The 13535-nt window shown below is 57.7% G+C and carries 14 protein-coding genes and 1 tRNA gene; 6 read left to right on the forward strand and 9 right to left on the reverse strand.

What is annotated here, in order from left to right; genetic code table 11:
* Positions 1-101: 101 nt before the first annotated feature.
* On the reverse strand, positions 102-1622 hold the full coding sequence (locus HZB29_00145) for a hypothetical protein (GenBank protein ID MBI5814004.1): 1521 nt from the start codon (positions 1620-1622) through the stop codon (positions 102-104).
* A gap of 153 nt (positions 1623-1775) precedes the next feature.
* Between HZB29_00145 and HZB29_00150 the strand changes: the two genes are divergently transcribed.
* Positions 1776-2759, forward strand: coding sequence for a hypothetical protein (locus tag HZB29_00150; GenBank protein ID MBI5814005.1), 984 nt, complete (start codon positions 1776-1778; stop codon positions 2757-2759).
* A 14-nt stretch (positions 2760-2773) separates the two neighbouring features.
* Positions 2774-3139, forward strand: a complete 366-nt coding sequence (locus tag HZB29_00155) for a hypothetical protein (protein ID MBI5814006.1) — start codon at positions 2774-2776, stop codon at positions 3137-3139.
* A 39-nt stretch (positions 3140-3178) separates the two neighbouring features.
* Here the strand turns inward: HZB29_00155 and HZB29_00160 are convergent.
* The 6 genes from HZB29_00160 to HZB29_00185 all read right to left on the reverse strand — a co-directional run bounded on the left by HZB29_00160 (position 3179) and on the right by HZB29_00185 (position 8847).
* Positions 3179-3255, reverse strand: a tRNA-Ile gene (locus tag HZB29_00160).
* A gap of 64 nt (positions 3256-3319) precedes the next feature.
* Positions 3320-5059 carry an RNA polymerase sigma factor RpoD gene (rpoD, locus tag HZB29_00165; protein MBI5814007.1) on the reverse strand — a complete coding sequence of 580 codons (1740 nt, stop codon included), beginning with the start codon at positions 5057-5059 and terminating at the stop codon, positions 3320-3322.
* A gap of 40 nt (positions 5060-5099) precedes the next feature.
* Entirely contained in the window at positions 5100-6866 is a 1767-nt protein-coding gene (locus HZB29_00170; GenBank protein ID MBI5814008.1) for a DNA primase, read from the reverse strand.
* A 36-nt stretch (positions 6867-6902) separates the two neighbouring features.
* A complete protein-coding gene (locus tag HZB29_00175; protein MBI5814009.1) occupies positions 6903-7349 on the reverse strand; it encodes a GatB/YqeY domain-containing protein in 447 nt (148 codons plus the stop codon).
* 71 nt (positions 7350-7420) lie between these two features.
* Positions 7421-8206, reverse strand: coding sequence for a TPM domain-containing protein (locus tag HZB29_00180; GenBank protein MBI5814010.1), 786 nt, complete (start codon positions 8204-8206; stop codon positions 7421-7423).
* Between the two features lie 41 nt (positions 8207-8247).
* Positions 8248-8847, reverse strand: coding sequence for a LemA family protein (locus tag HZB29_00185; protein MBI5814011.1), 600 nt, complete (start codon positions 8845-8847; stop codon positions 8248-8250).
* A 77-nt stretch (positions 8848-8924) separates the two neighbouring features.
* On the opposite strand from HZB29_00185, the gene HZB29_00190 reads away from it, so the two are divergent.
* The 4 genes from HZB29_00190 to rsmI are packed head-to-tail and all read left to right on the forward strand — an operon-like array spanning position 8925 to position 12366.
* Positions 8925-9269, forward strand: a complete 345-nt coding sequence (locus HZB29_00190; protein MBI5814012.1) for a histidine triad nucleotide-binding protein — start codon at positions 8925-8927, stop codon at positions 9267-9269.
* Between the two features lie 36 nt (positions 9270-9305).
* The gene (rsmB, locus tag HZB29_00195; protein MBI5814013.1) at positions 9306-10682 is read left to right on the forward strand and encodes a 16S rRNA (cytosine(967)-C(5))-methyltransferase RsmB; all 1377 of its coding nucleotides are present in this window, start codon (positions 9306-9308) and stop codon (positions 10680-10682) included.
* Complete coding sequence (locus tag HZB29_00200) at positions 10679-11629, forward strand: PASTA domain-containing protein (GenBank protein MBI5814014.1); 951 nt, start codon at positions 10679-10681, stop codon at positions 11627-11629. The genes rsmB and HZB29_00200 overlap by 4 nt, the downstream gene beginning before the upstream one ends.
* The gene (rsmI, locus tag HZB29_00205) at positions 11626-12366 is read left to right on the forward strand and encodes a 16S rRNA (cytidine(1402)-2'-O)-methyltransferase (protein ID MBI5814015.1); all 741 of its coding nucleotides are present in this window, start codon (positions 11626-11628) and stop codon (positions 12364-12366) included. The genes HZB29_00200 and rsmI overlap by 4 nt, the downstream gene beginning before the upstream one ends.
* A 9-nt stretch (positions 12367-12375) precedes the next feature.
* Here rsmI and HZB29_00210 read toward each other — a convergent pair whose 3' ends face one another.
* On the reverse strand, positions 12376-13086 hold the full coding sequence (locus tag HZB29_00210; protein MBI5814016.1) for a hypothetical protein: 711 nt from the start codon (positions 13084-13086) through the stop codon (positions 12376-12378).
* Positions 13083-13478: a hypothetical protein gene (locus tag HZB29_00215; protein MBI5814017.1), complete on the reverse strand. Its 396-nt coding sequence runs from the start codon at positions 13476-13478 to the stop codon at positions 13083-13085. The genes HZB29_00210 and HZB29_00215 overlap by 4 nt, the downstream gene beginning before the upstream one ends.
* Positions 13479-13535 lie beyond the last annotated feature (57 nt).

A 13535-nucleotide genomic window follows, 5' to 3' on the forward strand; every position in this document is an offset into this window, starting at 1 on the left:
ATCCATTCTTCCCTTGCCAGTTTTCCCGTTACCGTTTACTCTTTTCATGTGACCTCCTTGCTTTCCGTTGTTTTCGTTCAAAAACATGGTAGCAGGTGAGGTCATACCTTCGTTTCAACTAAGTTTAGGACACTTTCCCCGTGCGACTTAAGTTCGTCCGTCAGCGGATTGAATGAAAGAGTCCCCGCCAAAGCGTATGCAATGACTATCTCCGGGCTTGAAATGAACGCCCGGGTGGCGGCGCTTCCATCGTTGCGTTTCGGGAAATTGCGGTTGTAGGAGGTGACTATCGAGTTTGGCGTGTCCTTGCCCATCTCGTCCCGGCGCCATTGGCCGATGCACGGGCCGCAGGCGTTGGCCAGCACGGTCCCGCCGATTTTCTCGAACGATTTCATCTGCCCGTCGCGCTCTATGGTGGATTTTATGAGGCGCGAGCCGGGGGTCACAAGGAATGGGACGGCAGCTTTCAATCCCATCGCCGCGGCCTGTTCCGCCACGTCCGCCGCCCGCGCTATGTCCTCGTACGATGAGTTTGTGCACGAGCCAATCAGCGCCGCCGAAAGTTTCACCGGGTAATCGGCGGAGCGCGCCTCCTCGGCCATCAGCGACACCGGGCGGACCAAGTCCGGCGTGTGCGGCCCCGTCAATTGAGGCTCCAGTTCGTCCAGATCTATCTCGATCACCCGTTCGTAATAGTTTTCGGGATCGTCCAGAGTTTCCGGATCCGCCCGCAGAAGGTGGGCGATCTGGTCCGCCGCCTCCGCGCAAAAGCCGCGCCTTGTGGCGGCAAGATACACCCGCATCCTGTCGTCATAAGGGAAAATTGATGTGGTGGCTCCGATCTCCGCCCCCATGTTTGTTATTGTCGCCTTGCCTGTGCAGGATATGGAGGCGCAACCTTGGCCGAAATACTCGATGATCCGGTTCGTCCCCCCCTTTGTGGTGAGTATCCCGGCAAGATGCAGGATCACGTCTTTTGGCGCCGCCCAGCCGTGCAACTCCCCTGTCAGTTTCACCCCGATGATTTTCGGATAAAGCGTCTCCCACGGCATCCCAGCCAGCGCGTCCACCGCGTCCGCCCCGCCCGCGCCGATGGCGATCATCCCAAGCCCGCCGGCGTTTGGCGTATGGGAGTCCGTGCCGATCATCATCTGGCCGGGGAAAGCGTAGCGCTCCAGCGCCACCTGGTGGATTATGCCAGAGCCCGGCTCCCAGAACCCGACGCCGTACTTTAAAGAGACCGTCCGCAGGAAATCATACACCTCGGCGTTCTCGGAGGTGGCGGTGGCAAGGTCCGTCCCGGCGCCTTTATGCGCCCGGATAAGATGGTCGCAATGGACTGTGGCTGGGACGGCCACTTTGGGTATCCCGGCGCTCATGAATTGCAAAAGAGCCATCTGCGCGGTGGCGTCCTGCATCACCACCCTGTCCGGATTGAGTTTCAGGTAGCTTGCGCCCGGGATCAATTCCTGTCCGGCGGGATCTGCCAGGTGCCCCAGCAGTATCTTTTCCGCCAGGGTCATGGGGCGTGAAAGCCGTCCACGGACCATCGCCAGTGTCTGCTCCAGTTTCGTATAAACCTTCTCGACGGTTTCCGGTGTCAGATTTATGCTGTCGCTCATGGTTCGATCCTTAATTTATGGCGCAAGACATCACCTAAACCAGTTTATCTTTTAAAAGGAGACGAAATCAAGGATGGTAAAGTCCGGCCATGATTGGATACAATTCAATCAGCGGGGGCGTTGCGCGCTCCGCTTAATTCGGGGGTGGTCATCATGCGAGGACGGCTTGTTCACGCGATAGTTCTTGCCACAGGGCAGGAGAGCGCCGCCAGCGCGGAGATCGCCTTCAAGTCCACCAAAAGCTCCCCCAGCTACGAGGCGTACTGGCCCACATACAAGATCATCTCCCAGGAAGAAAGCTCCTGGCCGTCGCTTGAAAGGCCGGTTGCCACGAGGGTGAAGTCCTTTAAAGGGGCCTTTGTGGTGGTGGAACTGGAGACTGATTTCGCCGCCGCCGCATGTTCACATGCGCAAGCCGTCAAGAACGCCCTGCACGAGCGCGGACTTTCAATCGCCAGGAATTATTCGCCCGGCGCCGATTACGAGGAATACACGTTCTTTTGCGTGTGTGAATACAGCGATTACGACCGGTTCCTTTCTGAAAACGGCCTGCTGGTAAGCCAGCTATTAAAGGATGAATCAGCCACGCTGGCGGCCGAGGAGATAAACGAGACGCTGCAAAGCTCCCTGCGGTACGACACGGAGGACCTGACCGTGATCGAATGGGACGGCGCCCTGCTGCTGGACAAGAACGGCGACTTTGAGGACAACATGACCCTGCTGGAACTGGCCAACATCCAGCTTCTCGCATTGAGGACGCTGGACGCAAACCTCACGCGGGAGATAGACCGCTTCAAGCAGTTCGGCGACATCAAGACGGTGAACCTGTTCCGGCTTTCCACATTTTTAAAGTCCATCATCAAGGTGCGCACCCGGAGCCTTTTTGAACTGGAGGCGATAGACAACTCCATAAAGCTTTTCGGCGACTGGTATTCGGCCAAGGTCTATTCCATCGCCGCCAAAAAGCTGTACCACACACGGTGGCGCGAGTCCGTTGACAAGAAGCTTGCGCTGCTGGAAAAAATGTTCGAGATGGTCTCCCACCGCCAGATGGAGACCTTCAACGTGGTGCTGGAGTTTTCCATCGTGCTGCTTATCGTGGCGGAGATAGTATTGATACTGGGGGGGAAGATGTGAATGGGCGGAAAACCATGAAAGTGGAGATAGGAATTAAAAACACAAAATCCGCGCTGGACGAATTTGCGATGGCAGGAGAAGCTATCGGACGGGGTGAGAGGGTGCGGCCGGAGGAAAAAGTATATTTTGAAAGCCTCGCAGGCTTCAGGAAAGCATTGACTCCCAAACGCCTTGAGCTTTTGCGCCTGATACGGGAGCGCAATCCAAAAAGCATGCAAGAGCTTTCCCGCTTGTCGAGCCGCCACATGAAAAACGTGCTGACCGATGTTTCACTCCTGGAAGGGCTCGGCCTTATAACAGTCCGGCGAGCCACAAAGGGGCGCAAAGAAGCAGCGCCACATGTGAACTATGCGCGGATAAATCTTGAGATAGCGGTGTGAGGGCTGGGCCAGTTGATTTGGCCATCATAAAGGGGAAATTGGTGGGCCCACAAGGACTCGAACCTTGAACCGCCCGGTTATGAGCCGGAAGCTCTAACCAGTTGAGCTATGGGCCCCCACCAAAACCGTGACAAGACGGGGCAGCCGCCCCGCCTTATTTAGTAATTATAACGCCGAAGCCTAGCTTTCGATGAACGAGCGGAGCTTCTTGCACCTGCTCGGGTGGCGCAGCTTTCGCAACGCCTTGGCCTCTATCTGCCGGATGCGCTCGCGCGTCACCTCGAAGTCCTGCCCGACTTCTTCAAGGGTGTGCTCCGAGTCCATCCCGATGCCAAAGCGCTTGCGTATCACCCGCTCCTCGCGGTTGCCAAGCGTCGCCAGTATCTGCGCCGTCTGGTCCCGCAGGTTCGTGCGGATAACAGACTCTATCGGGCTCATCACCTTCTTGTCCTCGATGAAGTCGCCCAGATGGCTGTCTTCTTCTTCGCCTATCGGGGTCTCCAGCGAAATGGGCTCCTTGGCGATCTTCAGCACCTTGCGGACCTTGTCCACAGGCATGCTCATCTTCTCGGCGATCTCCTCTGGCGTCGGCTCGCGCCCAAGCTGCTGCACAAGCTGGCGCGAGGTGCGGATGAGCTTGTTTATCGTCTCGATCATGTGCACCGGGATGCGTATCGTCCGCGCCTGGTCGGCAATGGCCCTTGTTATCGCCTGGCGTATCCACCATGTGGCGTATGTGGAGAACTTGTAGCCCCGCCGGTATTCAAACTTGTCCACCGCCTTCATAAGCCCGATGTTCCCTTCCTGTATAAGGTCCAGGAACTGCAGGCCGCGGTTCGTGTACTTTTTCGCGATGGACACCACAAGCCGCAGGTTCGCCTCCGCCAGTTCTTTCTTTGCGGCGCGTTCTTTCATGTACCCGCGGGTGATCGCCTCGATGGTGGCCTTAAGTTCGCTGACAGTAATTTCGGCCTCCGCCTCCACCTTCTTTATCTCTTTGCGCGCGTTGGAGACGATGCCCGAAAGCTCCGCCTTGCGCTCGGCGCTGATCACCTTTTTCTTGGCGTTTTTGCGGACCACTTCCACACGCCGGGGGGCCCGCAGGCCAAGCTTCTCCTCGGCGTCCATGATCACCCGCTCCCAGGCGGCGCAAGACCTGCCAAAGCCTGTGATCTTGCCGATGATATCGTCCATCCGCGAAGGGTCCAGCTTGATGTCCTTGATCAGATCGGCGATAGTCTTGCGGACCTTCCCCTCTTCCTTCGCGTACTTTTCGCGTTCTTTTACCGTGAGCTTTTTAAGCCCCAGTTTTTTCTTCACCGCGGCGTGTTTTTCGCCGGCGGTCTTAAGTTGCCGGACAAACCCCATCACCCTTTTGGTGGCGGCCTTGAGCTTGGCCTCGGATGTTTCCTCCGCTGGTTCGTCCCAGTTGATGAAGGTCTGGAGGGAAATCTCCTCCTTTTTCACCTGGTCGGCCAGGGAGACGATCTCGTTTATGGTGATCGGGCAGTTTATGACGGCGTTGATAACCTCGTTCTGCCCGGCTTCGATCCGCTTGGCGATCTCCACCTCGCCCTCGCGGGTGAGCAGGGAGATGGAACCCATCTCCTTAAGGTACATCCGGACGGGATCCTCTGACGAGGCGAAGCTTTCCTCTTCGGCTTCAGCGCCTTCGGCTACGCCCTTGTCTAAAAAGCCGGACTCGCCTTTTTTCAAGGCGTTGGGGCGGCCCTCTGCTTCCGGCGAGTCAACAACGCTGATTCCCAGTTCGTCGAACCGCGTCATGATACCTTCAATCTTATCGGGCGCCACCAGGTCTCCGGGGAGGGAGTTGTTCACCTCCTCGTAGGTCAAAAAGCCCTTTTCCTTGCCACGCGCGATCAGCTTGTCAATTCCAGCGGTTTTCGCGGCTTTCCCCATCCACCAGTCTCCTTTAGCCTTGGGAAAACGTAAACTCACATCATATCTCTTTTTTCCGTATTTCAAAATATTTTTTTTGCGCCTTTTCCGCCCCTTCTTTATCCCCTCTCAAAGCGGCGCCGGTGAAGTCCGCCATCGCCTCCTTGCGTTTGGGTTTGTCCGCCCGGAGCCGTTTCGCGCAATCGCGCGCCGCCGCCTCCATCACCTCCTCGTCAACAAGCCCCCTGTCGAGCATTATGGAGGTGACCGCGCGGCGCACCTCTTCGTCCTGAACCGAGTTTAGAAGGTCCGCCGCCGCCGCCGGTTCGCCTTTGAGGAAAAGGTCTTTTATCAGAGTGAATATCGCCCGGTGGGCCGCATCGGAGAATTCATCTTCCCCGACTCCATAGGCGGCGGTCTCCAGAAATTCCGGATGGGACATCAACGCCCGCAAAAGGACCCGCTCCGCGTTGAGTATGGGTGATAGTTTTGAAGGTTTGCCCGCGGCCGGTTTTACCGGAACCCGCTCCATCTCCGCCTTGCCCATGGCCTTTGCAAGCTTTTGGCGGACAAGTTTCGGGTCGGTCTTCGTCCTGTCCGCCAGCGATTGTATGTAATGGCTTCTCTCTATCTCTTCTTTAATTCCTTTGAAACTTATTACTATTTCGTCAATCGCCGCCACTTTGGCGTCAATGTCGTTCACGTCCACCCCCTTGAGGATGTTGTCCATGATGAACTGATGGAACGGCGGGGCCTTGGCGGCCAGCGCCTGAAACTCCTCCTTACCGTTCTTTTGAAGATATTCATCCGGGTCCTTGAAACCTTCCAGGGTGAGCACCCGCACCTTGATCCCCTGGTCAAGCAGCACGGGCCCGCTCCGCTTTGCCGCCGTGACCCCCGCCGTGTCCGAATCGAACAGTAACGTCACCCTGTCGCATACCCGCTTGATAAGCTCCGCCTGCCCTGGGGTGAAGGCAGTGCCAGACACCGCCACGCAGTTTTCCACCCCGGCCCGGTGCAGCGCCGCCAGGTCCATATACCCTTCCACTACAATCATGGAGTTTTCCCGCCGGGCCGCCTGCTGGCCAAGATGAAAGCCGTACAGGAGCCGATTCTTCACATATATGGGAGTTTCCGGGCTGTTGAGGTATTTGGGCTCGCCCGGCTTGTCTTCCAACACCCGCCCGCCGAAACCCAGCGCCTTGCCGCCGGGGCTGAATATGGGGAACAACAGGCGCGCCCGGAACCGGTCTATGTAATTGCCCCGCGAAGATGGTTTGCAAAGCCCCGCCTTTTCCATCACCGCCTGGGAAAAACCCTTGCGCCCCAGATGCAGGGCCAGTCTGTCCCACTCCTCTTTCGCCCAGCCGAGCTTCAATTTTGCGATCATCTCATCCGGCAGCCCTCTTTTCGCCAGATACCGCCTCACCTGCGAACCGGCGTTTTCGTTTAGCAACGTCTGGTGATAGAACTCCACCGCTTCTTCCACAACGGCATACACCTCTTCGAGCGCAGAGTCGCTTTTTTTCCCGGTCTCCGGGACCGCCACGCCGTATCTTTTCGCAAGGAACCTAACCGCCTCCGGGAACGCGATCCCCTCCCGTTTCATCACGAAGGAGATCACATTCCCCCCCTCGCCGCAGCCGAAGCAGTGGAATATCTGCCGTTGCGGATTGACGTTAAAGGAGGGGGACTTTTCCTGGTGAAACGGGCAAAGGGCGCGGAAATTGGCCCCGCTTTTTTTCAAGGGCAGATAGCCGGAGATCACCTCCACAATGTCCGCCCGGCGGCGGACTTCCTCTATCACGTGATCGGGTATCTGGCCCATGCGCTGTTTCGGGATATTTCCGGCGATTGGGCCGGACTAGCCTCCCAACGCCTCTTTCACAAGGCGGTTGACCACCGCGCCATCGGCCTTCCCCTTGGTCTTGGGCATAAGGGCCTTCATCACCTTGCCCATGTCATTCGCGCCGGAGGCCTGTGTTTCGGCGATTGCCTCGGCGACGAGATTTTTCACCTGCTCTTCGGAAAGCTGCTCCGGCAGATAGGTCATAAGGATAACTATCTCCGCCTCTTCCTTCTCCGCAAGTTCGTTCCTGCCGCCGGCCCTGTATTGCTCCGCCGAATCTCGCCGCTGCTTGATGGCGGTTCCGATCACAGCCTCCACCTCGCCGTCGGTGAGCGGATGGCGAAGGTCTATTTCCTTGTTCTTGATCGCGCTTGTGACCATGCGGATGGTGGACAGCTTCAGCGCATCCTTGGCCTTCATCGCCGTTTTCATGTCTTCGGTCAGTTTTTCTTTTATGCTCATAGGAATACCTTTCCGTTACGGTTCGCCAGTATTGTATCCCGAATTTGGCGGCCGATCGGGCATTTCACGGCTCACCAACTGTCCGACGAGCCGCCTCCCCCCGATTCTCCGCCACCGCCGGAAAACGAATCGCCCCCGGAACTTCCGCCCGAATCGCCGCTGGAGCTTCCGCTGTCCGGAAAGCTTGTGTAAGTGGTGCTGTTGTCACTCCCCAGGCCGCGACGTGAGATTGCCCCCGGCCTTCGCCTGACGTGGCGAGTGAATTTGAACACAGAAAGGATTATGAAAAGTATCGGTACACCAACGGACAAGGCGAGAAACCAGAACATATCATCGTCACCTTGCGTGCCAGTGGCGTGACGCGGTTGCGGAGCAGGGAGGTTTTCTCCGGAGGCTGCTTGCATGATGGCGCGAGTCCCCTCGATGACGCCGCCGCCGAAATCCCCCTGTTTAAAACGTGGGACGATGATTTCGCTTGTGATCCGTTTTGCGATGGCGTCCGGCAATGCCCCTTCAAGGCCGTAGCCCACCTCGATGCGAAGCGTCCTGTCCTGCGCGGCGACTAGCAGCAGGACGCCGTCGTTTATTCCCTTGCGGCCAAGTTTCCATTTTTCCATCACGCGGATGGAGTATTGCTCTATGGTCTCCGGCTTTGTGGTGGGTACGGTGAGCACAGCCAGCTGGCTCCCTTTGCGCCGTTCAAAGTCCTTTAGCGTCCGGTTCAGCTCGTCCCGTTGCGCCCGGGTCAGTATCCCCCCCACGTCTGTGACCGGTGATTTGAGCGGAGGTATGGCCATGTCGGCCATCGCAGGGGAGGCGAAGGTGAGCAGCAGGGCAAGAAACAAAGCATGCTTCATCAGATCACCAGGAGGCGATGGCGGCATGGCTCATCGCTGTTTTACTTTCCCCCGCCAAACTCCACCTTGGGCGCATGTGAAATTTCCTTCTCGTTCTCCACCGCGAAGTTTGGCTTCACCGTGTATCCGAATACCATCGCCGTAAGGTTGTTCGGGAAGGTGCGGACCGAAGTGTTGTATTCCTGCACGGCCTTGATGTACCTGTTGCGGGCGACGGCGATGCGGTTTTCCGTCCCCTCAAGCTGCGCCTGGAAATCGCGGAACGCGCCATCGGCTTTCAACTGCGGATAATTTTCAGCCACCAGCAAAAGCCGGGATATGGCCGATTTGAGCTCAGTCTGCGCCGCCTGGAACTTCTGGAACGCCTGCTCGTTGTTCACAAGCTCCGGGGTGGCCTGGATGGAGCCCACCTTCGCCCTCGCCTCGGTCACCTGGGTCAGCACATCCTTTTCATGGGCGGCGTATCCTTTCACCGTGTTCACAAGCCCCGGGATAAGGTCGGCCCTGCGCTGGTACTGGTTTATCACTTCCGACCAACTGGCCTTGATCTGCTCGTCGGTGGCCTGGAAGGTGTTGTAGCCGCAGCCTGAAAGAAAGACCGCCATCAGCGGCGCTATTATGGCCAATATCGTTCGTCGCATCTTTGGAACCGTCCTTTAAACTTGTTATGCCACCTGCGGGTTGCCCCCGATAACCGCCATGATATACAATCACAAACATGAGCGCATGCATATTCTGCAAGATAGCGGCGGGTGAGATACCGTCGAAAAAGGTGATGGAGACGGACACGATCTTTGCGTTCGAAGACATCCATCCACAGGCGCCTGCACATATATTGATTGTGCCCAAAAGGCACATCGAGTCGAGCCTGGCTTTCTCGAAAGACGAAGCTTCGCTGTTGTGCGAGATATTTCTCGCCGCCAACGACATAGCGCGCCAGCGCGGGCTGGACAAAAAGGGATTCCGGATTGTCACAAACACCGGCCTTGAGGCGGGGCAGTCCGTTTTTCATGTGCATTTCCACCTGCTCGGCGGCAGGCCCATGGGCTGGCCGCCGGGCTAGGCTTATATCAACCGCATCCAACCTTAAGATTATCCCTTGACCGACCTGCCAAGGCTGACAGCGCTCAAAATACTCCACAAAGCGAGCCAGAAAGGGGCTCGGCTGGAGCCTGTGCTGGAATCCCATCTGGCCAAAGAAAAGATGGAAGATCGCGACAGGGCCTTCGTTTCCGAGCTTGTTTACGGCGTCGTAAGGTGGCGCCGGGGGCTTGACGAAATCATCCAGGGGGCTTCCGGCCGGCCGGTGAAGGCCATTGATCCTTACGTTCTGGACATTCTCAGGCTGGGCCTAGTCCAGATGACGGTGCTGACAAAGGTGCCGGTCTCCGCGGCGGTCAACGAGTCTGTCAACCTGGCCCGTTCCGCCTCCAGCACAAGGCCATCCACCGGATTTGTCAACGGCGTGCTGCGGGGGATCATCCGTAAATTCGGATTGAACAAGAAGCGCCGGACGGTGATGGAGATGGCCGAGTCCATAGTTCCCAAAAAGGCGCCGCCGCGCGAGAGGCTTGCGGTCAAATATTCATTTCCGGACTGGATGGTGAAACGCTGGGCCGCAAAATACGGCGAGAAGGGGGCGGAGACGATATTGGCCGGGTCGCAGAAGCAGGCGCCCGTCTTTTTCCGTTTGAACGTGAGAGAACATGCGGCCGGAGAAATCGAAAAGAAATTCGCCGAATGGGGGATCGCGGCGGAAAAGTTCGAATACGTGGAAAACGCATACCGGCTGACCAAGGGGAAGATCACCCCGCGTTCCCCGTTTTTCATGCAGGGGCATGTCCAGCCTCAGGACGGCGCCTCCATGATCGCCGCAAGCCTGCTCGAACCGGCGGAAAACGGCCTTTCCGCGGACATTTGCTGCGGCAAGGGGATCAAGACAGGCTTTTTTGCGTCGCGTATCAGGGACGGCAAAATTGTGGCCATGGACAATTCGTTTCTAAAACTTTCACACCTTAAAACGAACATGAGGCGGCAGGGGATCGCCAACGTGAAGGCCGTCGCCACGGACGCGGCATCCCCATGGCCGGTGAAGGCCCGGTTTGGAGCGATATATATAGACGCCCCCTGCTCCGGCTCCGGGCTTTTCAGGCGACATCCGGAAGGGAAATGGAACAAGGGGCTGGAGCTTGTGCATGAAATGGCCAAATTGCAGCTTGCCATGCTGGGCCGCGCCGCGGTGGAACTGGCGGCTGGCGGCGTGATGGTCTATTCCGTCTGCTCCATCGAGCCTGAGGAGGGAGAAGAGCAGGTGGAACGTTTCCTTTCCGGCGACAGGCGGTTCAAAAGAGACAATATAAAGTCAAAGCGTCCCGATCTGGCCGAATTCATCACGCAAAAAGGGGACATCCTGATCCTGCCGGGGCAAAAGGGGATGGACGGATTTTTCGCGGCGCGTCTTGTCCGGGCAAAATGAGCAAGGCGGCGGAATACCTCCAGGCATTCGCGCTTCTGCTGGCCGTCGCCGTGGTCAGCGGGATTCTGGTGATGCGGCTTGCGATGGCGGGAGGGGGCGAGACGGTGGACACGCCAGACCTTCGCGGCAAAGGCATAATCGCGGCGCTGGAGACGCTGGACAAATACGGGCTGTACCTTCGCGTCACGGGGCTTGAGGACGATCCACTTATCCCCAAGGACCATGTTGTAAGCCAAGACCCTATTCCCGGCGAGCCGGTGAAAAAAGGGCGCGATGTCAAAGTGGTGGTGAGCAGGGGAGCCAAAAGCGTTGTCACCCCGGATGTGGCCGGATCGTCGGTGGAGCGTGCGGAGGCGATACTGGCGCGCAACGGGATCAAGATGGTCAGGAAGCTTTCTATATACTCGGAAAAGCCGGAGGGGACCGTGCTGAAAACCCGGCCGGGCGCGCAGGTGGAGATAAGCAAAGGGGGAAGCGTCGCGATGCTTGTTTCGGCCGGGCCGGAGCCCGAGTACATAATCACTCCAGACTTCACCGGCGGCAAGCTTTCTGAAGCCATGGAAAAGCTGGGCCGGGCGGGGCTCAAGGTTGGGAAAGTTCTGCATGAAACTGGAGGGGGCAGGGAACCGGGGACGGTGACAAAGCAGGAGCCCAGGGCGGGGGCGCGTTCGGAGGCCGGGTCTTTTGTCACGCTAACAGTCTCGGAAGGCCCGGGAAGCGGAGGCGGAAAGCCGGAGTCGTACAACATCCTGTATTACACCATTCCAAAGGGGCGCGGCCAGTCCAAGGTTACGATAACCCGTGACAACGCTTCCGGATCCAAAGAGGTCTACAATGGCGTCCACAAACCGGGAGACACGATTTCACTGCTTGTGGAGATTCAGGGAAAGACTTCTGTGCGGATATATCTGGACGCAAGCCTGGCCGAAGTGAGGAGCTTTGAATGAAAGAGGAAAACAGCGCGCCTGGAATCCTGTACCTTGTGGCCACGCCCATCGGCAACCTTTCGGACATGACGCCAAGGGGGGTGGACACATTGAAGCTTGCCGATGTTGTCGCCGCCGAGGACACGCGCCATTCCAGGATACTTTTTGAGCGGTTCGGCGTGAGCCCCAAAAAGCTTGTCTCATACCATGCCCACAATGTGGAAAGACGGACCCCGGAGCTTGAACGGGCGCTGCAAGACGGCCTGTCGGTGGCGCTCATTTCCGACGCGGGAACTCCGGGGATAAGCGATCCCGGCTATGCGCTGGTGTCCGCCGCCGTACGCATCGGGGCCAGGATATGCCCCATACCGGGAGCCTCGTCGCCGGTGATGGCGGTGGCCGCGTCGGGTTTTCCGTCACACCGTTTTGTTTACGAGGGATTCCTTCCAAGGAAAAAGGGGCGCAAGACCATCATCGAGTCCTGGAAAGACGAGAAGAGGACGGTGGTGTTCCTCGAATCGCCCCACCGGATAGTAAAGACGCTGCGTGATATCGCCGGATATATTGGCGAGAGGATGGTGTGCGTGGCCCGGGAGATGACCAAAGTGCACGAGGAGTTTATCAGGGGGCGCGTTTCACAAGTGGCGGACAGGATCGAAAAAAGCGGCGCGGCGAGGGGGGAGATAACGGTGGCGCTGGCGCCGGAGCGGGCCGGCGGCCGATGGGAAGAGCAAGGGCTTGAGGAAGAAGGGGACTGACCAGCCCCGTCACTTCTTCTTTTTCTTCTTCTTCGTTTTCATGTAAAGGGCCGCCGCCTCGCTTTCAGGGGAGGTGGGGGCGTTTTGCCTGGCCAACTCCTTGAGATTGGCCTGCACTTTCGCGGATTCAATCTTGGCGTAAATTTTCTTTTTGGCTATGCGCCTCGCGGCGAATATGGCCGTCCACAGCAGGATGGACAGCGCCATGGTGGCCAGGAACGTGTCCACCCCGTTGATAAACGCCTTGTTTGTGAGCGCGGGGACGTTTCCCCCGGCGCTCATCACGAAACGTTCGCCCGGATTGACCGGCGTTGAAGACGACACGTTGACCATGTAAACGCCCGCCGCGGCCGCGTCAAAATAGCCGTGGCTTACTCCCTCCATGCCACCCATGAAATACTTGAGAAGCTTGTTCGGATACACTATGACCGAATTGCCCGCCGGGTCTTTCACGGAAAAAGAGAATCCCGCCGGGAAACCTGGCTTTGCGATTATTGATTCGCCCTTAATGATGCTTTTGTGTTCGTGGTAAACGTAATAGCGGCCAGGCTCGTCGATCTTCATCGTCAGCGAGCCCGGGACGAACTCCCGCCTCGTAGTGTCCTGCACGTTCCAGAATCCCCGCACCACGATCACCGCGGCGACCAGGGCGCCCATGAACATCACCAGAATGATGATCAGATAAACTTCTTTTTTGGGGGTCACATCCTGTTCGGTCATTTGTTCCGTCCCGCGCGAAGGTTTAACGCCGTGGCCGCCAGCATCACGAGGAATACCGCCGCTGAAAGCGACGCGCCGGTGTACGCTATCTCCCAGTCGCTCGCGTTCTGGTCCGCGTCACCGGTTATAAAGGCGGGAATGCTGCTCGCCACCATCCCCGCGAAAGCCGACGCGATGTTCACGATTGATACCGGGTAATGCCCGCGGATGATTATTAACGCCACCCCGAATGTGAGGAACATCGGGTTGAATGTCAGCAGCAGTATCACGAACAGGTAGGACGCTCCGGGCATGAACAGATAGAACACCGCCGTGAAGAAAGCCGTGGCCAGGGCTGTGGCGCTTACGACCATGTAGTACGTCTGCCACGGATTGCGGGCCGTCTGTTCCATGTCTGAAACCGCTCCATCAATAAAAAAGAAAATGATTATACATCATGCCCCCCGTAA

The organism is Nitrospinota bacterium, from assembly GCA_016235255.1.
Lineage (GTDB): Bacteria > Nitrospinota_A > UBA7883 > UBA7883 > JACRLM01 > JACRLM01.

Coding starts and splice junctions, on each gene's coding strand:
- HZB29_00145 (MBI5814004.1), bottom strand. CDS start 1,622: ATGAGCGACAGCATAAATCTGACACCGGAAACCGTCGAGAAGGTTTAT.
- HZB29_00150 (MBI5814005.1), top strand. CDS start 1,776: ATGCGAGGACGGCTTGTTCACGCGATAGTTCTTGCCACAGGGCAGGAG.
- HZB29_00155 (MBI5814006.1), top strand. CDS start 2,774: ATGAAAGTGGAGATAGGAATTAAAAACACAAAATCCGCGCTGGACGAA.
- rpoD (MBI5814007.1), bottom strand. CDS start 5,059: ATGGGGAAAGCCGCGAAAACCGCTGGAATTGACAAGCTGATCGCGCGT.
- HZB29_00170 (MBI5814008.1), bottom strand. CDS start 6,866: ATGGGCCAGATACCCGATCACGTGATAGAGGAAGTCCGCCGCCGGGCG.
- HZB29_00175 (MBI5814009.1), bottom strand. CDS start 7,349: ATGAGCATAAAAGAAAAACTGACCGAAGACATGAAAACGGCGATGAAG.
- HZB29_00180 (MBI5814010.1), bottom strand. CDS start 8,206: ATGAAGCATGCTTTGTTTCTTGCCCTGCTGCTCACCTTCGCCTCCCCT.
- HZB29_00185 (MBI5814011.1), bottom strand. CDS start 8,847: ATGCGACGAACGATATTGGCCATAATAGCGCCGCTGATGGCGGTCTTT.
- HZB29_00190 (MBI5814012.1), top strand. CDS start 8,925: ATGAGCGCATGCATATTCTGCAAGATAGCGGCGGGTGAGATACCGTCG.
- HZB29_00200 (MBI5814014.1), top strand. CDS start 10,679: ATGAGCAAGGCGGCGGAATACCTCCAGGCATTCGCGCTTCTGCTGGCC.
- rsmI (MBI5814015.1), top strand. CDS start 11,626: ATGAAAGAGGAAAACAGCGCGCCTGGAATCCTGTACCTTGTGGCCACG.
- HZB29_00210 (MBI5814016.1), bottom strand. CDS start 13,086: ATGACCGAACAGGATGTGACCCCCAAAAAAGAAGTTTATCTGATCATC.
- HZB29_00215 (MBI5814017.1), bottom strand. CDS start 13,478: ATGGAACAGACGGCCCGCAATCCGTGGCAGACGTACTACATGGTCGTA.